Below are 21,653 nucleotides of genomic sequence, written 5' to 3'. Positions count from 1 at the left end.
CATGAAGGTATTCGCAGTTGGATCCATCACCAATCCGCCCACACCGGAGCAGCAGCAACGGATCATGCCGAAGGAGGTTCCGCATACGCTGCAACTTTATCTCGATGGCAAGATCGAGCAATTCTGGTTCCGTCAGGACCGTCCGGGCGTGATGTTTCTGATGGACGTCGAATCGGTCGACGCGGCCCGAGCGGAAGTCGGCGCGCTGCCGCTGACCGAAGGCGGTTTCATGACTTTCGACCTGATTCCCGTGGGTCCGCTCGCGCCGCTTGGGCGGTTGATTCAGAAGGGCTGATCAGGCGCGTCATGAAAGTCGAAGGGCGGCCATTCATCGGCCGCCCTTCGACACGCTACTTCGCAAACGTCTACTTCTTTCCGTCGATCACCGCGACGACCTCATCCCGCGTGTATTCCTTGTTAGCCAGCGCGCCCGTTGGCGTCTTGGCCAACACCGCGTCCAGTTCTTCAGGCTTCACTTCGAGCACCGGCATGCGGATATCGTGCGGAATCTTCTTCCCGGCCAGCACCTGCTGCGTGACCCAGAACGCAAACGACGAAGCCCCCGGCGGAATGGTCACCGACATGGTCTCGTAGCCGGTCTTCTTCTGCTCCGCCCACCACGCCAGTTCTTCCTGCCGGTTGCCGAGGATGATGATAGGCGTCGGCCGGCCCGCTGCCTTGATGGCCTGCGCCGTACCGAAGCCATCGCCGCCTTGCGTGACCACGCCATCGATCTGCGGCAGGGTCGGCAAGATACCCGCAACCTGCTTCTGCGCCACGGTTTGCGTCCAGTCGCCATGCACCGAACCGACGATCTTCAGGCCCGGATACTTCTTGAGCTGATCGACGATACCCTGATGAATCTCGTCATCCACGGAAACGCCCGCGAGCCCGCGAATTTCCAGCAAGTTGCCCTTGCCGTTCAGACGCTTCGCCAGATAATCCACCTGCATGCGCCCCATGCCCTGAAAATCCACGGCGATGCGATACGCGCACGGTTCGGTCGCGATGCCGTCGAACGACACGACCGTCACGCCCGCGCCGCACGCCTGCTTGATGACGCCATTGAGCGCGGAGGGCGAGACGGCATCGACGGCAATGGCCTTGAAGCCCTGCAATATGAGATTCTGAATCTGCTGGACCTGTTCGGTCGCCTGACTCTCGGCGGTCGTAAAGGTGGGTGCGGCCGCGACGACCTTTTGCTTTACAGCCGGGTCCGCCACGTTCGACCAGCTCTTCAACATCTGCTGACGCCAGCTATTGCCCGCGTAGTTGTTCGAAAGCGCGATCTTGAGCGACGAAGTATCGCCCGTCGCGACTTGCGCCGATGCGCTTGCCGACAACGCCACGAAGCAGGCGCCGGCAAGAAACGACAATACTGTTTTCACGTTGTTGTCTCCTTGTAGATGTGTCTTTATCGTCCGACGCCACGCACGCTCACGGCCACGGAATAGAGTGAAGAAGTCGCCGCGATGAACAAGCGATCGCGATTCAACCCGCCGAAGGTCAGGTTCGCCACCACTTCGGGAATGAGTATCTTGCCGAGCAACGTGCCGTCCGGCGCATAACAGTGCACGCCGTCTTCCGCGCTCGTCCAGACATTGCCATGTTCGTCCAGACGCAAGCCATCCGGCACGCCGCTTGGCATGTCCACGAACACGCGGCTATTGCGCAGCGCGCCGTCCTTCGCGACGTCGAACACGCGGATATGACGCGGCGCGGTGTCGTCGTGCGATGCCGCCGAATCGGCGATATACAGCAATGACTCGTCCGGCGAGAACGCAAGACCGTTCGGCTTGACGAAGTCATCGCAGACCAGGCGCACGTGCGTGTCGTCGGGGGAGACGCAATACACGTTGCATCGGCCGATCTCGCTTGGCGCACGATGTCCCTCGTAATCGCTCATGATCCCGTAATCGGGGTCCGTGAACCAGATCGCGCCGTGTGAATCGACCACCACGTCGTTCGGTGAATTGAGCCGCTTGCCTTCGTATTCCGATGCAATCACGACGATGCTGCCATCGTGCTCCGTGCGTGTCACGCGGCGCGCGCCATGCTCGCAACTCACGAGCCGCCCTTCGCGGTCGCGCGTATTGCCGTTGCTGTAATTCGACGGCGCGCGATACACGCCCACGCCCATGCCCGGCGCCCAGCGCAACATGCGGTTGTTGGGAATGTCGCTCCAGATGAGCATGTCCGCCGCCGGAAAATACACCGGACCCTCGGCCCACAGACAATCGCCCGTGATCTTCTGCAGTGGCGCATTGCCCTGCATCAGCCACTTGAAACGCGCGTCGTGAATCTCGAACTCTCCTGACTTCATGTGTCTCCTCCTTTTTTGAATCCGTTTCAGCGCACCACCTTGCCGCCCGCGGCCACCGTCACCGCGATGATGAGCACGCCATACACGATGGAGCGCACGCCCGCATCCGCACCTACCGCGTTGAGCACGGCATTCGTGAGAAAGAGGAACATGGATGCGCCCCACACGCCCGTGATGGTCGGCTTGCCGCCTGTCACGAGCGTGCCGCCGATCACGACCACCGCAATCGATATGAGCATGTATTCCACGCCCATGTCGAGCGATGCGCCGCCCGATACCGAAGCGAGCAGCAAGGCCGTGAGCGCGGCGATCATCGACGAAAGCACGTACGCGATGCAGCGCGTGCGATGCACGTTCACGCCCGCAAGCCATGCCGCGCGCGAGTTCTGACCGATAGCGGAAAGCTGGCGCCCATACACCGCGCGATGCAAGAGCACGCCCAGCACGAGGGATAGAACCAGCGCCACGAGCGCGATATACGGCACGTTGAGGAAGCGTCCCGTCGCAAAGGCTCCGAGCGCGGGAGGCGGCGGCGGCAGTTGCCGTCCTTGCGTGATGGCGACCGACTGAATGATGAAGCTCGACGACAGCGTGGCGATGATCGGCGGAATGCGCAGCAAGCGAATCAATGCGTAATTCACGAGGCCGATCACGATCCCAACGCCCAGCACCGCCGCAATGCCGAGTGCAATGCCGCCGTTCGTGCCGCCCATCACGTGCATGCCGACGACGCCCGCAAGCGCTATCGTCGATGGCACCGACAAGTCGATATTGCCCACGCCCGACGTGATGACGAGCATCTGCCCGAGCCCGACGAGCACCATGAAGACGCCGTAAGTGAGCGCGGTCTGCGCGACATTGCTCGCAATGCCGAAGCCGAAGATCACGACGATGGCGAACCACACCAGCACCGCGCCGACGAACGACCAGGCCCAGGGCGCCTGAATGCTCTTGAGGCGCGTCCAGGTGCTTCCATTCTTGTCCGCGAGTGTGTTCATCGGCGCTCTCCACGTTGCAGCAGCACGCGCAACGAAAGCACGACGATGAGAATCGCGCCTTGCATGCCGACCTGCCAGTCCGACGAAATGTTGAGGAACGCGAGGAACGATGCCGCGAGCGTCAGCGTGATCGCACCCAGCACCGCGCCGATCACCGACACGCGTCCACCGACGAATTCGCCGCCGCCGAGGATCACGGCCGCGATGGAAAGCAGCGTGTAACGCAGTGCAAGGTTGGCATCGGCGGAAGTGGTGAGACCGAGCAGCGACAGACCCGACAGGACGCCGAACACGCCCGCTATGCCATACAGTGTCGCCTTGCTGCGCACGAGCGACCAGCCGAAGCGGCGCATTGCGCGCGGATTGCCGCCCGCACCACGAATGCGCACGCCCGCCGACGAGCGCATGAGCAGCAAGTGACCGATGATCGCGATCAGCACCGACCACACGATAGGCGCGGCGATGAAGGGCGTCTGATAATTCATTGCGTTGCCGAGCCACGTGGGACTCGTGCCGCCAGGCGACGGCAAGAGCACGATTGCAAGGCCGCTCCACACGAACGAAAGCCCGAGCGTGACGACGATAGACGGTATCTGGCGCAACTCGATGAGCGCGCCGACAGCCGCATATGCGAGCACGCAACCGACGAGCGTCAATGCGCCGAGCCACGGCGTCTTCACGAGCAGCGTCGCGCCGATGCACGCGACGAGACTCACGAATGGCCCGATGGAAAGGTCGAGGTCGTTCACGGTGATGATCGCAAGCTGCGCAAGCGTGGCGAGCACGATCGGCACGGCGAGATTCAGCAGCAGGCTGGAACCGAAGTAACTCATCACCGTGGGCTGCATGACGAGAATCGGCACCAACACGGCGACGAGCGAGATGGCGGGAAGCAAGGCGCGCAAACGTGCTTGCGTATTCGATGCGTTGGCGCGGGTGTTACTACTGGCGGGCGTCATGCTGCTTGCTCCTCGAAACTCGCCGCGAGCAGCGCTTCTTCCGTGCATTCGTCCGCATGCAGCACACGCGTGACGCGACTCGAACGGAACACGTAAGTGCGGTCGCAGTGCGACAGTTCCTCGTTTTCGGTCGTGTACCAGATGAACGTGCGGCCTTTCGCGGCTTCCGCGTGCACGAGCTGATAGATGTCGCGTTTCGTGCCGACATCGACGCCGCGTGTGGGATCGTCCATCAGGATGAGTTCCGCATTCGATGCAAGCGCGCGGGCAAACAGCACCTTCTGCTGATTGCCGCCCGAGAGCGACAGAATGCCCGCGTTCATCGACGCACCGCGTATGCCGATCTTCGCGCGCCATGCTTCGACCACTTCACGGGCCGCCGCGAGATCGACCAGACCGCGCGCGCGTTTCATGCCGCCCGCAAGCCAGCGCAAGTCCAGATTCTGCGCAATCGACCACACCGGGAAAACGCCGTCGCGAGCGCGATCGCCCGCCACGAAAGCGACTTTCGCATTATTCGTCGCGGCTTCGTAGATGGCGAGCAACGCTTCGGTCTGCCCTTGTCCCGCAAGTCCCGCAAAGCCGACGACTTCGCCACGCGCGGCATCGACGGATGTCTCGCGTTTGGCACCCAGCGTCCAGCGAAAATGCCGCTCGTCATTGCGCGCGTTCTGTTCGCGCACCGTGCCCGGCGTCTTGTCGGCTTCGAGATGCTGCCCCATCGCCTGGATGATCGATTCGCGCTTCGCATCGTCACGGCCCAGCACGCTCACGATACCGCCATCGCGCATGACCATCACGCGGTCCGCCACGCGCTCTATTTCGCCCAACATATGCGTAATGAGCAGACACGTAATGCCGCTTTGCGCCGCCTTGCGCACGAACGCAAGCAACTGGTCGGCGGTGTGAGCATCGAGCGAAGACGTCGGTTCGTCGAGAATCACGAGGCGCACGGGCGCATCCGTCACCGTGAAGCCGCGCGCGATTTCCACCATCTGTTGCTGAGTGAGGGTGAGATCGGAAACGAGCTCATTGCCCTTCAATCCATTGCCGGGAAAAATCTCTTCGAGCTTCTCGCGCATCAACGCCGTGGCGCGACGCCGCCAGCCGCGTCCATGCAATTGCGGGTGCACGACGCACATGTTCTCGGCGACGGTCAGGTTCGCGCATAGCGACAGTTCCTGGAACACGCAGCGCACGCCTGCATCGCGTGCGGAGTTGGCGTCGTAGCCTTCGGCATGCTTGCCGTCCACTTCGATGGTGCCCTGCGTCGGTTCGTACACGCCCGCGAGCACGGCCATCAGTGTGGACTTGCCTGCGCCGTTATGCCCGGCAATACCCACGCACTCGCCTTGCAGGAAGGTGAAATCGACATCGGCCAGCGCGCGCACGCGGCCGAACGTCTTGCCGATGCCTTGGAAGCGAATCAGCGCGGCGCGCTTGCCGGCATGACCGGTGCCGCCGCTGTTACCGGTATCAAAAGTTGCACTCATTCACGTGCTCCATGTGTGGAGAAAGCGGCGCGGCCCTTGCAGGCATGCGCCGCCATGGAGATCACTTCTTGTCGAGCAGCGCGACGGTTTGCGGCAACGTGTAGGTGACATCGCTGATGCCGCCCGGCGGCGTCGCCGCGAGCTTCGCGGGCAATTCCTGTTGCGAGATTTCAAGCAGCGGCACGTTGATGGTCACTTCCTTCGGGATCTTCTTGCCTGCCAGCACTTGCTGCGCGACCCAAAAAGCAAAGCTCACCGCGCCCGGCGGATTCGACAGCGAACGCGACTGATAGCCGGTTTTCGTCTGCTCATTCCACCAGTTGAGTTCGGGATACGTGCTGCCGATAATCATCGGCGGCGTCGGGCGATTGGCTGCCTTGAACGCCTGCGCGATACCGAAGGACATTTCGCCTTCGGTCGCGACGCCATCCACTTGCGGCAGCGTCGGCAAGATACCCGCCACGGCCTTTTGCGCGACCGATTGCGTCCAGTCGCCATACACGGAGCCGACGAGCTTCATGCCCGGATGCTTCTTCATGCCTTCGAGCACGCCTTCATGCATGAGGTTGTCGACCGAGATGCCGGCCACGCCACGCACTTCGAGGATATTGCCCTTGCCGTTGAGACGCTGCGCCAGAAAATCGACGCCCTGTTCCGCCCAGCCCTTGAAGTCGAAGTTGACGCGATACGCGCAGGGTTCATCGACGATGCCGTCGAACGACACCACGACCACGCCGGCCGCGCATGCCTTCTTGATGGTGCCGTTGAGCGCGGTGGGCGAGACGGCATCGATCACGATGGCGTTATAGCCTTGCAGGATGAGGTTCTGCACCTGTTGCGCCTGCTCCGTGACCTGATTCTCCGCCGTGGTGAACGCGGGCGCGGCGGCGACCTTCTTGTCCTTGACCGCCTGCTCCGACACGGCGTTCCAGCTCTTCAGCATCGACTGCCGCCAGGCGTTGCCGCCGAAGCTGTTGGACAACGCGATCTTCTTCTGCGAGGTATCGCCGGTTGCGACTTGCGCGTGCGCACCGGTTGCGATGAGGCATGAGGCCAGCGCGAGCGCGGCCGTCTTTCCATTGCGGAACATCCTTGTGTCTCCTTTCATGTCGCCTGCTATCGTTGATTGAATTAGCGTTTTGTCAGGCCGAATGCGTATGGACGATCAGGGCGCGTTCGGCCCTCCCTCTGTGTCGAGGGATAAAGAATGGCACGACTGTTCGAGAACATTGCGGGCGTTGCGCGGGGCGAGGCCGAGGGTTTGAAACGACATCATGATCACACGCCTTTCGTAAGCGCACGGGCGCGAATGCCGGTGCGATGCTTGCCAGGAGTTGCCATTACCTTTGTCTGTCGCGGTCAGGCCAATTGCAGTGGTCAGGCCACTATACCGCCGAGGCAGTATAACGACTGCCTTTGGCTCGCGCAATTCGATTAACGGAACGGGTAAGGAGATGTCTCCGCGAGCGCGGAGCGCGGGCAACGCCGCGCCTGACGAAGATAAGCCTAGCGCGAACGCAAGCGCCGCTCGACCGCGCGGGTCGCAAGCGTCACCGGATAGCAATAAACGAAGAACAACGCGAGCGCGCTCATGTACATGAGCACGGTGAAGCTCGAATGCGCGACCGTCGTGCTGGCGATCTGCGCGGTATCGAGCACGTCGTGAATGCCGACGAGCGATGACAGCGCCGTGCCCATCGTGATGATCGCGTAGACGTTCATCCACGGCGGCAGCATGCGGCGCATGCATTGCGGCAGCACGATCAGCAAGAGAATCTGCCGGCGTGACATGGCGAGCGAACCGGCGGCATCCCATTGCGTGGAGGGAATGGACTGCACCGCGCCGCGAAATACCTCGGCGATATTCGCGCTCGCCGGCAGCGCGAGCGCCGCAACCACCTTGAGCCAGTCGGGAAACGGCACGATATGTCCGCCGAGATCGAACTCGAACGGAAACACATAGGTCGTGAAAAAAATCAGCACGAGCCACGGCGCATTGCGAAACGCCTGCACCCAAAGCCGCGCCGCCCGGCCGACGATACCGCGAGCCAGCGAGAGCGAACCGACGAACACACCCAGCACCGTGCCGAATGTCAACGCGCCGATGCTCACCGCGACATTGATTGCGAAGCCATGCAGCAACGCGGGCAGCCATCGAACGAAATCGGCAAGCAGTTGCGCGCCGGGAATATCGCGCGGCGCCATGAGCCATAGCACGAGCGCGGCCACGGCGATGGTCGCGCCCGCATAGGCGCCGGGTCTATCGCTGACCATAACCGGGCACCGCAAGCCGCCGCTCTATCCAGCGGCCCGACACGTTGACGAGCGCCGTGAGCGCGTAGAAGAACGCGAGTATCAGCAGCATCAACGCGAGTACGTTGTCGCGCTGCGTCCAGATCATGATCGATTGATACGTGATGTCTCCGACCGCGATAGCCGATGCAATCGCCGATGCCTTGACCAGTTCCACCGCATTGTTGACGAGCGCGGGCAGCGCCGCGCGTAACGCCAGCGGCAACTCCACGCGCAAGAAGCGCGTCTTGCGCGAGAAGCCGAGCGAGTCCGCGCCTTCGAGCGTTTCGCGCGGCAAGGCATCGAAACCGGCGCGCAGCGCTTCGGCATGAAACGCGCCCTTGTTGATCGAAAGCACGATCACGACCCACAGAAACGGTTTGAGCGGATTGTCCGCGCCATGCGCCTGCAGATGCTGCGTGATGAGCGTATTGAGCACGAGAAACGCGCAGTACAGTTGCACGATGGTCGGCGTATTGCGCGTGAGTTCGATCACACCGCGCGCAATGCCTTCGAGCAACGCGCTGCTCGAACGCAACGCCACGAGCAAGACCACGCCGACGATTGCGCTGCCGAGCAGCGTCGCCGCAACGATGCCGATCGATAAGCCGATGCCGCTCACGAACGACGCGCGATCGTAGCTATCGAGCAGAAAGCGGTAGTCGAGTCCCGCGTGCTGCGCGCGTGCAATCAACTCGTGCGCGAACGATGTCATTTCGACGACACCTGCGTCGTGTGCCATTGCGCGAGCGCGGGCGATGGCGGGGTGAGACCGTTCTTCGCTTCGACATCGATCAGCCAGCCTGTGCGATGCCAGTCGCGCACGAAGCTATCGATACGTGCGGCCGTGTCCTTTTCGCCCTGCCGCACCCAGATCACCGAAGGCGCGGGCGCGAGTTCGGGCTGCAAGGTTCGATACGCGCGCCACTCGGGATCGCGCTGTTGCAGCGGATAGAGCAGCGGCGCGGCATCGTGAACCGCGGCCACGCAGTTGCCGCCCTTCAGTGCGAGCAAGGACTCGGCCGCGCCGGGAAACGCGCGCGGAATCGCGCCATACTTTTCGACCACGGGTTTGATGTAGCTGCTGCCCTGCGAGATGCAAACCGGTTTGCCGCGCAGATCTTCCCACCGCATGATGCCGCTCGTATTCGCCGTGATCGCCGTGCCGCCCACTTGATAGTAAGGCGTCGCGACATGATCGAGAATCTCGCCGCGCTGCTCGGTGAATTCCATATTGGCGACGAGTATGTCCACCTTGCCCTGCTGCAAGAACTGCACGCGCGTGGAAGGCTGCACTGAAACGAGTTGCGCGTTCACGTTCAGACGCTTCGCAATGTCCTGCGCCAGATCGACATTGAAGCCGCGCAGCTTTTGCGTGGCTGGATCGATGGAACCGAATGGACCGCCTGTGATCATCACGCCCACGACGATCTCATGACGCGAGTCGATGCGATCGAGCGTGGCATCCGCGTGCGCCGTTCCTGCGCTGACGCCTGCGAGAGTCAGCGCGGCGAGGGTCGCGCGCTTGAGCGTGAAAGAAGAGAAGATTGAAGCGATACGGCAGAAGACATCGGAGCCTCGGCTTGCATGTTCGAATTGCGGGACACGCTAGCGTAGGCACAGCGCCGCGCGCTGCAAACGAATCTGATCTGCTAAGGAAAGCACGCGCCGAGAAAAGCGCCGTTACGCCGCATATAAGGTTGTGAAGATTGCTTCGTTCGGAAAGCATCGCGCCATTCCTACAATGGGCCTCTCACCCAAGAGGTAGCGCCGGAGCGCCGAATGATTCCCCTTCCTAGCCACGCATGATGTCTCTCGTCTACGGGCGCGCCGTCGCCAGACTCGATATGGAACCGCCAGCGGGCCTCGTCACAATGCGCGACGTCCATCTGTCGTATGGGACCACGCCCGTGCTGCGCGGTATCGATCTGAGCGTGAAGCGCAATCAGGCCGTATCGATCATCGGGCCTTCGGGCTCGGGCAAGTCGACGATACTGCGTTGCATCAACGGCCTCATCACGCCCGAGCGTGGCGAAGTGCGCGTAAACGGTGTGGATGTCGCGGCCTTGACGCGCGACGAGCAGAAGATCGAATTGCGCAAGCGCATTGGCTTCGTGTTTCAGCAATACAACCTCTTTCCGCATCTCACCGCGCTCGAGAACCTCACCATCGCGCCCGTCCGCGTACTCGGCACGAGCCGCGCGGAAGCCGAACACACGGCGCGCGCATTGCTTGCCAAGGTGCGTCTCGCCGATAAAGCCCACGCGTATCCCGGCGAACTCTCGGGCGGACAGCAGCAACGCGTGGCCATTGCACGCGCGCTTGCCATGCGGCCCGAACTCATTCTCTTCGACGAAGTGACCTCCGCGCTCGATCCGCAAACGGTCGGCGAAGTGCTGAACGTAATCGGCGAACTCGTGGACGAAGGCCTTACGTGTGTGCTCGTCACGCACGAGATGCGCTTTGCCGAGGACATCAGCGACCGCGTGGTCTTCACCGAAGGCGGCGTGATCGTCGAGGAAGGCACACCCGCACAACTTTTTCATGCGCCGCGCGACGAACGCACGCAGCGCTTTCTCGACAGCGCGGGCACACGCGTGCGGCGCACGCGTTCGCGCTCATCCCTCACGCTAGCATCGAATCAATCGTGACGACACCCTCCATCGCCCCTCACATCACGCAGCGCGTCGATACGCTCGTCGCTCAAACGCATGCCATTCTCGAACGCGATGGGCTCACGCGTAACGCGCTCGCCAACATCGCGGCCGCATTGCAGACACTTGCAGACCAGCCCGAGCTTTTCACGCGCGAAGCCTTTCCTCCGCCCGATCCGGCCAGTGGCGATACGTCGACGCGCTACCGTCTCAATCCGGGCAGCGATGGCATCGCGCTCTATTTGAACTCGCTGTTGCCCGGCAAGGCGACGATCCCGCATAACCACGACACGTGGGCCGTGATCGTCGCGGTGGAAGGCAGCGAGTTGAACCGCGTGTATCGCCGCACGGACGACCGCAACGACGAGGACCGCGCGAGCGTCGAGGTGGACCGCGAAGTGCTGGTCGAACCGGGCACGCCCATCGCTTTCCTGCCCGACGATATCCACAGCATCCACGTGACCGGCGAGCAGCCGACGCTGCACTTCCATCTCTACGGCAGGCCGCTCGAAACGCTCACGGGACGTCTCGGTTTCGAAAACGGCAAGATCGTTCGATACAACCAGACGCATCTGCACCATCAGACCCAGGCGGTCGGCTGATGACGGACGAGCGTACCGCGCTCGCCACGCGGCTCATGCACGCGGGTCTCGCTGGCTTCGAGAATGGCGCGGCGCCGGTGAACATGCCTGTGGTACGCACGAGCACCGTGCGCTTTGCCAGCAGCGCCGACTACGAGCGGTTGCACAAACAACGCCACGATGGCGAGGATGTCGCGACTTACGGCCGTCATGGCACGGCGACGCATCGAGCGCTCGAAGCGGTGATCGGCGAACTCGAAGGCGCGGCGCACGCGTTGCTCGCGCCATCGGGTGCATCCGCGATTACACTGGTGTTCCTGGCGTTGTTGTCGCCGGGCGATCACGTCTTAATTCAGGACAGTGTGTATGGCCCGGTGCGCGAGCGCATCGAGCCTCTGCTTGCGCGGTTCGGCATCGCAGCCACTTACTTTGCCGCGCAAGACGGGCCGCCGCGCCATGCGTTGCGCGCGACGACGCGGCTCGTCTATGTCGAGTCGCCGAGTTCGTTTCTGTATGAGGTCGTCGATCTTCCCGCGTTCGGTGCGTTCGCCCGCGAGCACGGCCTCTTGCTCGCCGCGGACAACACGTATAGCGCCGGCGTTCTGCATCGACCGCTCGAACACGGCGCGCATATCTCCATTCAGGCGACGACGAAGTACATAGGCGGACACTCGGACATCATGCAGGGTGCGGTTGCAACGAACGACCGCGCGCTTGCACTGCGTCTGCGGGATACCCACGATGCTCTCGGCCTGGCTGTCGGCGCGGACGATGCCTATCTGGCGCTGCGTGGCGCGCGCACGCTCGGCGTGCGGCTTGCGCAACATGCGCGGCATGCGCTGGCCATCGCCGAATATTTGCAGACGGAGAGCGCGGTCGCGCGTGTCTATCATCCCGCGTTGCCGGACGATCCGTCACACGCGCTTTGGCGTCGTGATTTTCAAGGCGCGAACGGTCTCGTGTCGTTCGCATTCGCACGCGGCAAGACGCCCGATGCAGCCCGCGCCTTCGTCGATGCCCTGCGTCTTTTTTCTCAAGGCGCGTCGTGGGGCGGCTTCGAAAGCCTTGCGCTCATCGCCCCTGCATCGCGGCTTCGCGTGCATGGCTATTTCACTGAAGATGCGCCGGTCGTGCGGCTGCACGCGGGTCTCGAAGACCCTGCCGATCTGATCGACGATCTTCGCCGTGCCTTCCGGCTCACCTGTACCTGATCTCCCATGCCTTCATCATTTGACGCCGTGCGCTTCATCGACGCCGAAACGCTACGCCAGTGGCTCAACGACGGCGGCGAACTCGCGTTGCTCGATGTGCGCGAACCGGGCCAGTTCGGCGAAGGCCATCCATTCTTCGCCGTACCGTTTCCCTTCAGCCGGCTCGAACTCGATGCGCCGCGCCTCCTGCCGCGTGCCGATGTGCGCATCGCGCTATGCGACGATGGCGCCAACGAAGACGCCGTGGCGCGTCGCGCGGCAGCCCGTCTGCAAGGGCTCGGCTACGGCGATATCGCGATCCTGCAAGGCGGCACGGCCGCATGGCGGCAAGCAGGCTATACGCTCTTTCGCGGCGTGAACGTGCCGTCGAAGACCTTCGGCGAACTCGTCGAACACGAATACGGCACGCCGCATGTCAGCGCCGCGCAACTGCAACGCTGGCGCGCCGAACGCGGCGGCTGTCCGATCTCGCTCATCGACTCCCGCACGCGCGACGAACATCGCAAGATGGCGATTCCGGGCGCGGTGTGCGTGCCGAACGGCGAACTGGCGGCGCATATCGACGCCTTCGCGGGCTCGCCCGATACGACCATCGTCGTGCATTGCGCGGGGCGCACGCGCAGCATCATCGGCGCGCAGACCTTGCGCAATCTCGGCATCCGTCGCGATGTCTTCGCGCTGGAAAACGGTACGCAAGGATGGGCGCTCGCCGGTCTTGCGCTGGAACACGGCAGCACGCGCAGTTATGCGGACATCATCACGAGCGCGGCAAGCGCGCACGACGAGGCCAAGGCACGCGAGCGTGCGCAAGCGCTTGCGCGACGCTTCGGCGTGATTGCGCTCGATGAGGCGAACGCGAACCAGTGGCGTCGCGATACCGCACGCACGACCTATCTGCTCGATGTCCGCACGCCCGAGGAATACGCGCGCGATGGTCTGCCCTTCGCCGCCCATGCGCCGGGCGGTCAGCTCGTGCAGGCGACGGATCAGAGCGTGGCGGTGCGTCATGCGCGTCTCTTGTTGATCGACTACGACGGCATCCGCGCGCCGGTCATCGCTCACTGGCTCGTGCAATTGGGCTACGAAGCGGCGACCGTCGACGTGGCCATCGTGTCGAAGTGGAATACGCATGCGCCCGCTGCCGCTGCGCTGGATCGAACCGATCTCCTCGAAGAAGCGCCATCCACGAACGCAATCGTGCTCGACCTGCGGTCGAGCGCGGCGCATGAGAAAGGCCGGCCGGTTGGCGCGCGCTGGACCGTTCGCCCGGGCGTCTTCGATACGTTGACCGCCTTGCATGCGCGTCTCGACACGCCGCTGGTTTTGTTTGCTGATGTAGCGTCGGAAGCATCGGCGCGTCTCGTCGCAGCCGATCTGCGCGAAGCAGGTTTCGCCGATATCGAACTCGCCGCGTTTGGGCTCGATGCGTGGGAGCAACGTGGCTTGCCCGTGGATCGCGATGCCGTGAAGTTGCCGCAAGAGACGCGCATCGACTATCTCTTCTTCGTGCATGACCGTCATCATGGCAACCTCGATTCCGCGCGCGCGTATCTCGCATGGGAGACGGGGCTGATTGCGCAATGCGAGCCGGACGAGCTCGCCGCGTTCAAGGTCGGCCGGGCGGCGGAACTCGTCTGACGCCGCTTCGCCTTACATGACGAAGCGGGTCGAGCGCGTCAGCTCGCCGGCTGTGCATCCGTTTTCTCATGGAGCCGATGCGCGTAGCGCGAGGCGTCGAAATCGGCGGGAACGTCGCCATGCATGCGCGCTTCGTGCACATCGAGGTCTTCGAGAAACAGATCTTCGCTAATGCGCCGTATCACGGCCGGTATGTCGCGCTTCATGCTCGGCACGTCGCCGACGGGCACGCCACGGCTCACGAACGCCGCCGGATTGAACACATGAATGTTCTTCAGAAACGGCGCGCTGCCCGGCGTTTTCTCGAGATATTCCAGTGCATCTCCAAGATACGGATGCGCGCCGAGGGCGTCGTCGCGTTCGTCGGCGGCAGCGTCGTATCGATCGCGCCAGAGCAGAACGTGATCGGCTATCCGCGCAAGCTCGGGCCGTGCATGCAGGTCCACCGCGTAACCCGTGCCGGCGATGACGAAATCGAACGAGAACGTTTCGTCGCCGACTTGCGCCTTCACTTGCTTGCCCGCGGCTTCGGCATGCTGCCAGGGCGCGCCGAGATGCAAATGAAAATTGTCGAAGCGCGCGACGCGATCGATCGCATCGGCGGGCGCGGTCGAACCGGCGCGTCTGAAGCGCAGGGCGAGCTTCCAGCGCGTGGCATCGGGCAGAGCGGGGAAGTTGTCGTAGGCGCCGGGGTATGCCTTCGCGCGGCTCACGGGCACCGAAGGCAGCGACGCACGCCGCACGAACAGATGCACGGTGGCCGCGCCGGATTCGAGCGCGGTCGCGGCGGCATCGAAGGCCGAAGCCGCCGAGCCGATCACCGCCACCGATTTGCCGCGCAACGCGTTGAAATCGATCGCGTCGGTGGTGTGAGCAACGTGCGTGGCGGGCAGACCGGCGAGCGGCGGCACGATATTCGGCCGGCCGTTGCCCGCGACGCCATTGCCTAAAATTACCTTGCGCGCGGTTTCCACGCGCGTCTGAGTGCCTTCGTCGGTCCGCACTGAAAGATGCAGCCGGAAATGCGTGCCCAACGGTTCGATCAGCGTCAGGGTCGTGCCGTATCGAATGGGAATGGCGAGAAAGTGCCGGTACCACGCGAGGTATTCGGCCCATTGCTCGCGTCCGATGCGCTCGATATCCGCATACGACGCTTCGCCATGCCGCGCCTCGTGCCACGCCTGAAAGCTCAAACCCGGCAAACCGGCCTCGGGTCCGGCGAGATTTTTCGGCGTGCGCAGGCGATTCATCCGCGCATAGGTTTGCCAGACGCCCGCGCGCGTATCGTCGGGCGCGGCATCGATCACGCTCACCCGCCCGATGCCCGCGCGCCGCAGCCCGAACGCGAATGCCGCGCCCGTCTGCCCGCCGCCGACGATCACGACGTTATGGTCGATGCCCTCGCGGCTCGCGACCCAGTCGTCCGGATCGGGACCGATGAGGCGCAGCGTTTCGCGTGCTTGCTGATCGAAGGCTTGGGTCATGGAGCGGGGCGTCCTGGAATTGTCGGGATACCGAGTATCGAGCCTCGGATTGGCGGTGCAAACGAAGGAATCGTGCTTTTCTAATGAGCACGCCGCGAACCGCGCCCATATCCTTATGCCAATCCGCTATTTCGCTTGCGCCCCGCGCGGTGATAGCCTCGAACGCCTGGAAAACCGAAGGAAGACCGCACGACATGAAGACCTATCCCGTTCGCACCTTCGAGGACGTGCGCGAGCGCTTGCTTGCCCGCCAGGAGATCGCGCTGCTCGACGTGCGTGAAGAAGATCCGCATGCGCAGAGCCATCCGCTTTTCGCAGCCAATTTTTCGTTGACGCGTCTCGAACTCGACGTGCATGCGCGTTTGCCGCGCCGCGATGTGCCGATCATTCTCTTCGATGCCGGCGAAGGTCTCGCCGTGCGCGCCGCCGACAAGCTCGACGCGCTCGGCTACACGAACATCGCGCTGCTCGCAGGTGGTCTCGATGGCTGGATTCGCGCGGGCGGCGAAGTCTTTCGCGATGTCAACGTGCCGAGCAAGGCCTTCGGCGAGTTCGTCGAAGCGAAGCGTCACACGCCTTCGCTTTCCGCTGAAACGCTCGACGCGCTACAGAAGAACGGCGACGATCTCGTCGTGCTCGACGCACGCCGCTTCGACGAATATCAGACCATGAACATTCCGGGCAGCGTGAGCGTGCCCGGCGCGGAACTCGTGCTGCGCGCACGCGCGCTCGCGCCCGATCCGGCTACGCGTATCGTCGTGAATTGCGCGGGGCGCACGCGCAGCATCATAGGCGCGCAATCGCTCGTGAATGCAGGGCTGCCGAACAAGGTGGCGGCGCTGCGCAATGGGACCATCGGCTGGACGCTCGCGGGGCAGACGCTGGAACACGGCAGCAAGCGCCGTTTCGAGGATGACACGGGACGCGCGCCTCGCGATCTGCAAGCGTCACGGCAGGCCGCGTTTGCCCTTGCGCAACGTGCAGGCGTTCGACGTTCCTCGCTCGATGAAGCCGCGCGCTGGGCGCGCGATACGTCGCGCACGACGTATCGTTTCGATGTACGCACGCCAACCGAATACGAAGCCGCGCACGCGCCCGGTTTTCAGAGCGCGCCGGGCGGTCAGCTCGTGCAGGAAACGGAGATGTTCGCGCCGGTGCGCGGCGCGCGCGTCGTGCTCTTCGACGATGACGGCGTGCGCGCCAACATGACCGCCTCATGGCTCGCGCAGATGAACGTCGAAGCGTATGTCGTCGATGAAGCCGGCCCCGATGCGTTGACCGAGAGCGGCCCGTGGCGTCCCGAACGGCCCGCGCCCGCTCCCGTGCCGACCATCGCGCCAAAGGAATTGTCGGCTTTACTCGACGATCCCGCGAACGGCGTCGTGTTGCTCGACGTTGCACCGAGCGCAAACTACGTGAAGGCGCATATCGTCGGCGCGCACTGGATTCTGCGTTCACGCATCACGCCCGCTCACGACGATCTGCGCGACCTTCCCGATGCGAAGCGCTACGTCGTCACATGCGGCACGAGCGCGCTTGCGCCCTACGCCGCAGCTGAAATCGCGGCGCTCACGAACAAACCCGTGCATGTGCTCGAAGGCGGCAACGCCGCGTGGGTGCGCGCCGGTTTGCAGACCGAAGGCGGGGAAGCACGGCTTGCGTCGCCACGCATCGACCGGTATCGCCGTCCGTATGAAGGCGTGGGCAATGCGCGCGAAGCCATGCAGGCTTATCTCGACTGGGAATACGGCCTCGTTGCGCAACTGGAGCGCGATGGCACGCATGGGTTCTTCGTGGTGTGATGTCGGGAGAAAGGCACGTGGTCGGTTCTCATGACGACGCGCCTTTGCGCAATGGCCGCGAGCGGCCTTTAAATCAATGGTCGGGGTTCCAGGCTGCGTTGGGTTTTGAATCGGGGGCATGCTCGTGTTCGCTCGATGAACCCGAGCCGAGGTTGGCATGACATCGTCTCGTACGTTTTCATGCGTGAGTACCGAACAGCGTACAACCCCAGCCCTCACGACCGCCGCAGAACCCGCGACAAAACCTCCTCCTCCAACTCCGCAAACCCTTCCGCCGCACGCGAGCGCGGACGCGGCAGCGCCACTTTCGTATCCAGCGTGATACGCCCTTCCTCGATCAGCACCACGCGGTCGCCAAGCGACACCGCTTCCTGCACGTCGTGCGTGACAAGCAGTGCGGTGAATCGATGCTCCCGCCACAGCCGTTCGATCAACCCGTGCATTTCGATGCGCGTCAACGCATCGAGCGCACCGAGCGGTTCATCGAGCAGCAGCAAATCCGGCCGATGCACCAGCGCCCGCGCCAGCGCCACGCGTTGCCGCTGACCGCCCGACAACTGCGAAGGCCAGTCGCGTTCGCGCTCGGAAAGGCCCACTTCGGCAAGCGTCGCGCGGGCTTCGTCACGCGCCGAACGCGGCAGACCGAGCATCACGTTGTCGAGCACGCTCTTCCACGGCAAAAGACGCGCGTCCTGAAACATGATGCGAACCTGCAACTCGGCATCCGGCGTAGCGGCCCGGCGTTGCAGCACGCCAGCCGTGGTCGCTTCGAGGCCGGCGATCAGCCGCAGCAGCGTGGACTTGCCGCAGCCGCTGCGTCCGACGATCGACACGAAACTGCCGCGCTCGATCGAAAAATCGAGCTTCGACAACACCGTGCGCTCGTCGAAACGCTTCTCCACGCCTTGCAGCGATACCGCGAGATCGCCCTCCGCCGCACGCACGACCGAGCCTGGACGAGGCGCATGACGCGCGATAACGGCTCGTTCGAGAGTGGGATTCACCGTGCTCATGTGCGCGCCTTGGTCTGGTAAGCCGGATGCCAGCGTAGCGTGACGCGCTCGATGGCCCTTGCCGCCATGTCGGCGAGCTTGCCGAGCAGCGCGTAGAGCAGAATGCCGACGAGCACCACATCGGTCTGCAAAAACTCGCGGGCGTTCATCGTCATATAGCCAATGCCCGATTGCGCCGAAATGGTCTCGGCGACGATCAGCATTACCCACATCAGCCCGAATGCGAAGCGCACGCCGACGAGTATGGAAGGCAACGCGCCCGGCAAGATCACATGCCGATACAACGCCATGCCCGACAGCCCGTAGCTGCGCGCCATCTCGATGAGATCGCGATCCACCGAACGAATGCCGTGATACGTGTTCACGTAGATGGGAAAGAACACGCCGAGCGCAACCAGCACGAGTTTCGCTTCCTCGCCAATGCCGAACCACAGGATCAGCAACGGAATCATCGCGAGTGCAGGGATGTTGCGGATCATCTGCACAGTCGAATCGAGCGCGACTTCCGCAGGCTTGAAAAGACCCGTGGCCAGGCCGAGCACGAAGCCGGTGGCGCCGCCCATCGCAAAGCCCGCGAGTGCACGCCACGCACTGACCTTCACGTTGGCCCACATGTCGCCGGACAAGATGAGCGCCCACGCCGCCTTCACCACGGCGAGCGGTTCGGGCAGCACGCGCGAAGAGAGACCGCCCGTGCGCGCCGCCGCTTCCCATGCGACGAGAATCAGCAGCGGCACGATCCAGGGCAGCGCCTTTGCACCGATGCCGCCCAAAGCCGTTCGAGCAGATTGATTTGCCATGACGATACTCAGCTTTGCGCGACCTTCGGCAGTTCGGACGTGCCGATCACTTCGCCGAACGGCCCCGAGAGCGGCCCGTTCACCGCTTCTTTTTGCTGGCGCGGCAAGAGCGGGAACACGAGTTCGGCGAACCGATACGACTCTTCCAGATGCGGATAGCCCGAGAGAATGAAGGTATCGATACCGAGTTCCGCGTACTGCTTCATGAGACCGGCGACCTGTTCCGGATTGCCGACGAGCGCCGTGCCCGCGCCGCCGCGCACGAGGCCGACGCCCGCCCACAAATGCGGATACACCTCGAGCTTATCGCGATTGCCGCCATGCAACGCGGCCATGCGGCGCTGTCCTTCTGAATCCATTTTCGCGAACGACGCTTGCGCGCGCTGAATGGTTTCATCGTCGAGCTTGCTGATGAGGCGGTCCGCGTCGGCCCAGGCTTCCTTTTCGGTTTCCCGCACGATCACATGAAGGCGAATGCCGAACTTGATGCTGCGGCCTTCGGCGGCAGCGCGCTTGCGGATGTCCGCGAGCTTTTTCTCGACTTCGGCGGGCGGCTCGCCCCACGTGAGATAAGTGTCGATATGCTTGGCCGCAATCTCGTGCGCAGCCGGCGACGACCCGCCGAACCATAGCGGCGGATGCGCCTTCTGCACCGGCGGATACAGCACCTTGCCGCCTTGCGAACGCAGATGCTTGCCGTCGAAATCGATACTGCCGTTGTCGTGAGACTTTTCGAGCAGACCGCGCCAGATGCTCAGGAACTCGTCGGTGATTTCATAGCGCGTGTCGTGGCTTTCGAAGACGCCATCGCCCGCGAGTTCGGTCGGGTCGCCGCCCGTCACCACGTTGATGAGCAAGCGCCCGTTGGAAAGCCGGTCGAACGTCGATGCCATGCGCGCCGAGAGCCCCGGCGTACTCAAGCCCGGCCGGATCGCGACGAGAAACTTGAGGCGCTTGGTGGCGGGAATCAGGCTCGAAGCCACGACCCAGGCGTCCTCGCAAGAACGGCCCGTCGGCAAGAGCACGCCTTCGTAGCCGAGCGTGTCGGCGGCGACCGCGATCTGGCGGAAGTAGTCGTAATTAGCGGCACGCGCGCCTTGCGACGTGCCGAGATAACGACTGTCGCCATGAGTTGGAATGAACCAGAAAACATTCATCGGGAGGTCTGCCTTTCGAATTCGTTGTGTCGTGAAGACGGGCATGCGGCTTTGCGAAACAGCCCGACGCTCGGGTCAGTCTAGCGACGCGGCGACGCTTGCCTAACCATCGATTCACGCTAAGAATGTGCGCGAAACTGCTAACCCGAATCTACTGAGAATTACGCGACGTCCCAGCGCGCTTCGGTGACGTCGAGCTTCTTCGGAATGAGCTTGAGGTTGCTGAAAACGTCGGCGATCTGCTGCTGATATTCGAGCGTTGCAGGCGCGACGCTCTGCACGCCGTAAGCCGTCCGTTTCAGCGCGACTTCGAGAATGCCCGCATCGAGACCGACGAGGGGCGCGAGTTGCGTGGCGACGGCAGGGATGTTGTCGCGCGCCCAGCGATCGACCAGATCCAGTTCTTCGAGCACGGCACGCACGAGTTGCGGTTGCGCGGTCGCGAACTTGCGCGTGGCGAGGTAGTACTGGATGTTGCGCACGAGGTTCGTGCCATCGGTGATTTGACGTGCGTTCGCCTGCTTCTCGGCGGCGGCGAGATACGGGTCCCAGATTGCCCATGCATCGACGCTGCCTTGCACGAAGGCGGCGCGCGCATCGGCGGGGGCAAGATAGATGGGCTGGATATCCGTGTAGGCCAAACCCGCCTTCTTGAGCGCTTCCACGAGCAGATAGTGAACGTTGGAGCCTTTGTTCAGCACGACTTTCTTGCCGCGCAGCTCGGCCACCGTTCGAATGGGCGAATCCTTCGGCACGACAATGGCTTCGGCGCGCGGCGCGGATGGCTCGTTGCCGACATAGACGAAATCGACACCCGCGGCTTGCGCGAAGATCGGCGGCGTTTCCCCGACGGTGCCGATATCCACCGCGCCCGCGTTGAGCCCTTCGAGCAATTGCGGACCAGCGGGAAATTCGAGCCATTGCACGGTGACGCCTTGCGCCGCAAGCCGCTTGTCGAGCGTGCCGCGTGCCTTCAACACCACGAAGTTGCCGTACTTCTGATAGCCGATGCGCAAGGTCTTGCCTGCATCGGCGGCAAAGAGGCGGCTCGACGCGAAGGCGCCTGCGCTGACGGCGGCCAGTTGCGCGAGCGCACGCCGGCGCGACAGCGAGAGAGAACGATCGGACATGCGGAGTTCCTTGGGATAGGGTCGTAAAGCAGAGGCAGACAGGCGCCAGAACGTCTTCAGAAAAGACGTCTATAGCCATCAATCCCTACTATGCGAGACGCGCGCCAAAAGCGGAACC

The 21,653-nt window shown here is 63.3% G+C and carries 20 protein-coding genes; 6 read left to right on the top strand and 14 right to left on the bottom strand.

The features are described 5' to 3' along the window. The first annotated feature begins 1 nt into the window (after window position 1). The gene (locus NCT04_RS28795) at window positions 2-295 is read left to right on the top strand and encodes a hypothetical protein (RefSeq protein ID WP_250469237.1); all 294 of its coding nucleotides are present in this window, start codon (window positions 2-4) and stop codon (window positions 293-295) included. A 70-nt stretch (window positions 296-365) separates the two neighbouring features. On the opposite strand, the gene NCT04_RS28790 is transcribed toward NCT04_RS28795, so the two are convergent. The 9 genes from NCT04_RS28790 to NCT04_RS28750 all read right to left on the bottom strand — a co-directional run bounded on the left by NCT04_RS28790 (window position 366) and on the right by NCT04_RS28750 (window position 9,571). Continuing rightward, entirely contained in the window at window positions 366-1,388 is a 1,023-nt protein-coding gene (locus tag NCT04_RS28790; RefSeq protein WP_250469236.1) for an ABC transporter substrate-binding protein, read from the bottom strand. A 26-nt stretch (window positions 1,389-1,414) separates the two neighbouring features. Further along, window positions 1,415-2,323, bottom strand: coding sequence for an SMP-30/gluconolactonase/LRE family protein (locus NCT04_RS28785; RefSeq protein WP_250469235.1), 909 nt, complete (start codon window positions 2,321-2,323; stop codon window positions 1,415-1,417). 26 nt (window positions 2,324-2,349) lie between these two features. Next, window positions 2,350-3,321 (bottom strand): ABC transporter permease, encoded by a 972-nt coding sequence (locus tag NCT04_RS28780; RefSeq protein ID WP_250469234.1) that lies wholly within the window; start codon window positions 3,319-3,321, stop codon window positions 2,350-2,352. Beyond that, window positions 3,318-4,280, bottom strand: coding sequence for an ABC transporter permease (locus NCT04_RS28775; protein ID WP_250469233.1), 963 nt, complete (start codon window positions 4,278-4,280; stop codon window positions 3,318-3,320). The genes NCT04_RS28780 and NCT04_RS28775 overlap by 4 nt, the downstream gene beginning before the upstream one ends. Next, window positions 4,277-5,773: a sugar ABC transporter ATP-binding protein gene (locus NCT04_RS28770; protein ID WP_250469231.1), complete on the bottom strand. Its 1,497-nt coding sequence runs from the start codon at window positions 5,771-5,773 to the stop codon at window positions 4,277-4,279. The genes NCT04_RS28775 and NCT04_RS28770 overlap by 4 nt, the downstream gene beginning before the upstream one ends. A gap of 61 nt (window positions 5,774-5,834) precedes the next feature. After that, on the bottom strand, window positions 5,835-6,863 hold the full coding sequence (locus tag NCT04_RS28765) for an ABC transporter substrate-binding protein (RefSeq protein ID WP_244830909.1): 1,029 nt from the start codon (window positions 6,861-6,863) through the stop codon (window positions 5,835-5,837). 416 nt (window positions 6,864-7,279) lie between these two features. After that, window positions 7,280-8,047 carry an amino acid ABC transporter permease gene (locus tag NCT04_RS28760; RefSeq protein WP_250469230.1) on the bottom strand — a complete coding sequence of 256 codons (768 nt, stop codon included), beginning with the start codon at window positions 8,045-8,047 and terminating at the stop codon, window positions 7,280-7,282. Further along, window positions 8,034-8,807 (bottom strand): ABC transporter permease subunit, encoded by a 774-nt coding sequence (locus NCT04_RS28755; RefSeq protein ID WP_404989385.1) that lies wholly within the window; start codon window positions 8,805-8,807, stop codon window positions 8,034-8,036. The genes NCT04_RS28760 and NCT04_RS28755 overlap by 14 nt, the downstream gene beginning before the upstream one ends. Continuing rightward, window positions 8,777-9,571, bottom strand: coding sequence for a transporter substrate-binding domain-containing protein (locus tag NCT04_RS28750; protein ID WP_250469508.1), 795 nt, complete (start codon window positions 9,569-9,571; stop codon window positions 8,777-8,779). Before NCT04_RS28750 ends, NCT04_RS28755 begins: the two co-directional genes overlap by 31 nt. Window positions 9,572-9,870: 299 nt before the next feature. Between NCT04_RS28750 and NCT04_RS28745 the strand changes: the two genes are divergently transcribed. The 4 genes from NCT04_RS28745 to NCT04_RS28730 are packed head-to-tail and all read left to right on the top strand — an operon-like array spanning window position 9,871 to window position 14,149. Next, a complete protein-coding gene (locus NCT04_RS28745; RefSeq protein WP_284509448.1) occupies window positions 9,871-10,716 on the top strand; it encodes an amino acid ABC transporter ATP-binding protein in 846 nt (281 codons plus the stop codon). Continuing rightward, entirely contained in the window at window positions 10,710-11,321 is a 612-nt protein-coding gene (locus NCT04_RS28740) for a cysteine dioxygenase family protein (protein ID WP_404989404.1), read from the top strand. Before NCT04_RS28745 ends, NCT04_RS28740 begins: the two co-directional genes overlap by 7 nt. Then, window positions 11,321-12,511: a cystathionine beta-lyase gene (metC, locus tag NCT04_RS28735; protein WP_250469229.1), complete on the top strand. Its 1,191-nt coding sequence runs from the start codon at window positions 11,321-11,323 to the stop codon at window positions 12,509-12,511. Before NCT04_RS28740 ends, metC begins: the two co-directional genes overlap by 1 nt. Window positions 12,512-12,517: 6 nt before the next feature. Then, the gene (locus NCT04_RS28730; RefSeq protein WP_250469228.1) at window positions 12,518-14,149 is read left to right on the top strand and encodes a rhodanese-like domain-containing protein; all 1,632 of its coding nucleotides are present in this window, start codon (window positions 12,518-12,520) and stop codon (window positions 14,147-14,149) included. A gap of 38 nt (window positions 14,150-14,187) precedes the next feature. Here the strand turns inward: NCT04_RS28730 and NCT04_RS28725 are convergent, their stop codons facing one another. Then, window positions 14,188-15,633 carry an NAD(P)-binding domain-containing protein gene (locus tag NCT04_RS28725; protein ID WP_250469227.1) on the bottom strand — a complete coding sequence of 482 codons (1,446 nt, stop codon included), beginning with the start codon at window positions 15,631-15,633 and terminating at the stop codon, window positions 14,188-14,190. 194 nt (window positions 15,634-15,827) lie between these two features. Between NCT04_RS28725 and NCT04_RS28720 the strand changes: the two genes are divergently transcribed. Beyond that, window positions 15,828-17,435: a rhodanese-like domain-containing protein gene (locus NCT04_RS28720; RefSeq protein ID WP_250469226.1), complete on the top strand. Its 1,608-nt coding sequence runs from the start codon at window positions 15,828-15,830 to the stop codon at window positions 17,433-17,435. Between the two features lie 215 nt (window positions 17,436-17,650). Here NCT04_RS28720 and NCT04_RS28715 read toward each other — a convergent pair whose 3' ends face one another. The 4 genes from NCT04_RS28715 to NCT04_RS28700 all read right to left on the bottom strand — a co-directional run bounded on the left by NCT04_RS28715 (window position 17,651) and on the right by NCT04_RS28700 (window position 21,535). Continuing rightward, window positions 17,651-18,448 carry an ATP-binding cassette domain-containing protein gene (locus NCT04_RS28715; protein ID WP_250469225.1) on the bottom strand — a complete coding sequence of 266 codons (798 nt, stop codon included), beginning with the start codon at window positions 18,446-18,448 and terminating at the stop codon, window positions 17,651-17,653. Continuing rightward, window positions 18,445-19,248 (bottom strand): aliphatic sulfonate ABC transporter permease SsuC, encoded by an 804-nt coding sequence (gene ssuC, locus NCT04_RS28710; RefSeq protein WP_250469224.1) that lies wholly within the window; start codon window positions 19,246-19,248, stop codon window positions 18,445-18,447. Before ssuC ends, NCT04_RS28715 begins: the two co-directional genes overlap by 4 nt. 8 nt (window positions 19,249-19,256) lie before the next feature. Beyond that, window positions 19,257-20,405 carry an FMNH2-dependent alkanesulfonate monooxygenase gene (gene ssuD, locus NCT04_RS28705; protein ID WP_250469223.1) on the bottom strand — a complete coding sequence of 383 codons (1,149 nt, stop codon included), beginning with the start codon at window positions 20,403-20,405 and terminating at the stop codon, window positions 19,257-19,259. A gap of 161 nt (window positions 20,406-20,566) precedes the next feature. Then, a complete protein-coding gene (locus NCT04_RS28700; RefSeq protein WP_250469222.1) occupies window positions 20,567-21,535 on the bottom strand; it encodes a sulfonate ABC transporter substrate-binding protein in 969 nt (322 codons plus the stop codon). Between the last annotated feature and the right edge of the window lie 118 nt (window positions 21,536-21,653).

The organism is Caballeronia sp. GAFFF2 (genome assembly GCF_023631485.1).
In the GTDB taxonomy this organism is placed as follows: domain Bacteria; phylum Pseudomonadota; class Gammaproteobacteria; order Burkholderiales; family Burkholderiaceae; genus Caballeronia.
The sequence above is the reverse complement of the archived record's forward strand: the minus strand, read 5'-3'. Positions and strand labels throughout refer to the sequence as shown.

Coding starts and splice junctions, on each gene's coding strand:
- NCT04_RS28795 (WP_250469237.1), top strand. CDS start 2: ATGAAGGTATTCGCAGTTGGATCCATCACCAATCCGCCCACACCGGAG.
- NCT04_RS28785 (WP_250469235.1), bottom strand. CDS start 2,323: ATGAAGTCAGGAGAGTTCGAGATTCACGACGCGCGTTTCAAGTGGCTG.
- NCT04_RS28780 (WP_250469234.1), bottom strand. CDS start 3,321: ATGAACACACTCGCGGACAAGAATGGAAGCACCTGGACGCGCCTCAAG.
- NCT04_RS28775 (WP_250469233.1), bottom strand. CDS start 4,280: ATGACGCCCGCCAGTAGTAACACCCGCGCCAACGCATCGAATACGCAA.
- NCT04_RS28770 (WP_250469231.1), bottom strand. CDS start 5,773: ATGAGTGCAACTTTTGATACCGGTAACAGCGGCGGCACCGGTCATGCC.
- NCT04_RS28765 (WP_244830909.1), bottom strand. CDS start 6,863: ATGTTCCGCAATGGAAAGACGGCCGCGCTCGCGCTGGCCTCATGCCTC.
- NCT04_RS28760 (WP_250469230.1), bottom strand. CDS start 8,047: ATGGTCAGCGATAGACCCGGCGCCTATGCGGGCGCGACCATCGCCGTG.
- NCT04_RS28755 (WP_404989385.1), bottom strand. CDS start 8,807: ATGGCACACGACGCAGGTGTCGTCGAAATGACATCGTTCGCGCACGAG.
- NCT04_RS28745 (WP_284509448.1), top strand. CDS start 9,871: ATGATGTCTCTCGTCTACGGGCGCGCCGTCGCCAGACTCGATATGGAA.
- metC (WP_250469229.1), top strand. CDS start 11,321: ATGACGGACGAGCGTACCGCGCTCGCCACGCGGCTCATGCACGCGGGT.
- NCT04_RS28730 (WP_250469228.1), top strand. CDS start 12,518: ATGCCTTCATCATTTGACGCCGTGCGCTTCATCGACGCCGAAACGCTA.
- NCT04_RS28725 (WP_250469227.1), bottom strand. CDS start 15,633: ATGACCCAAGCCTTCGATCAGCAAGCACGCGAAACGCTGCGCCTCATC.
- NCT04_RS28720 (WP_250469226.1), top strand. CDS start 15,828: ATGAAGACCTATCCCGTTCGCACCTTCGAGGACGTGCGCGAGCGCTTG.
- NCT04_RS28715 (WP_250469225.1), bottom strand. CDS start 18,448: ATGAGCACGGTGAATCCCACTCTCGAACGAGCCGTTATCGCGCGTCAT.
- ssuC (WP_250469224.1), bottom strand. CDS start 19,248: ATGGCAAATCAATCTGCTCGAACGGCTTTGGGCGGCATCGGTGCAAAG.
- ssuD (WP_250469223.1), bottom strand. CDS start 20,405: ATGAATGTTTTCTGGTTCATTCCAACTCATGGCGACAGTCGTTATCTC.
- NCT04_RS28700 (WP_250469222.1), bottom strand. CDS start 21,535: ATGTCCGATCGTTCTCTCTCGCTGTCGCGCCGGCGTGCGCTCGCGCAA.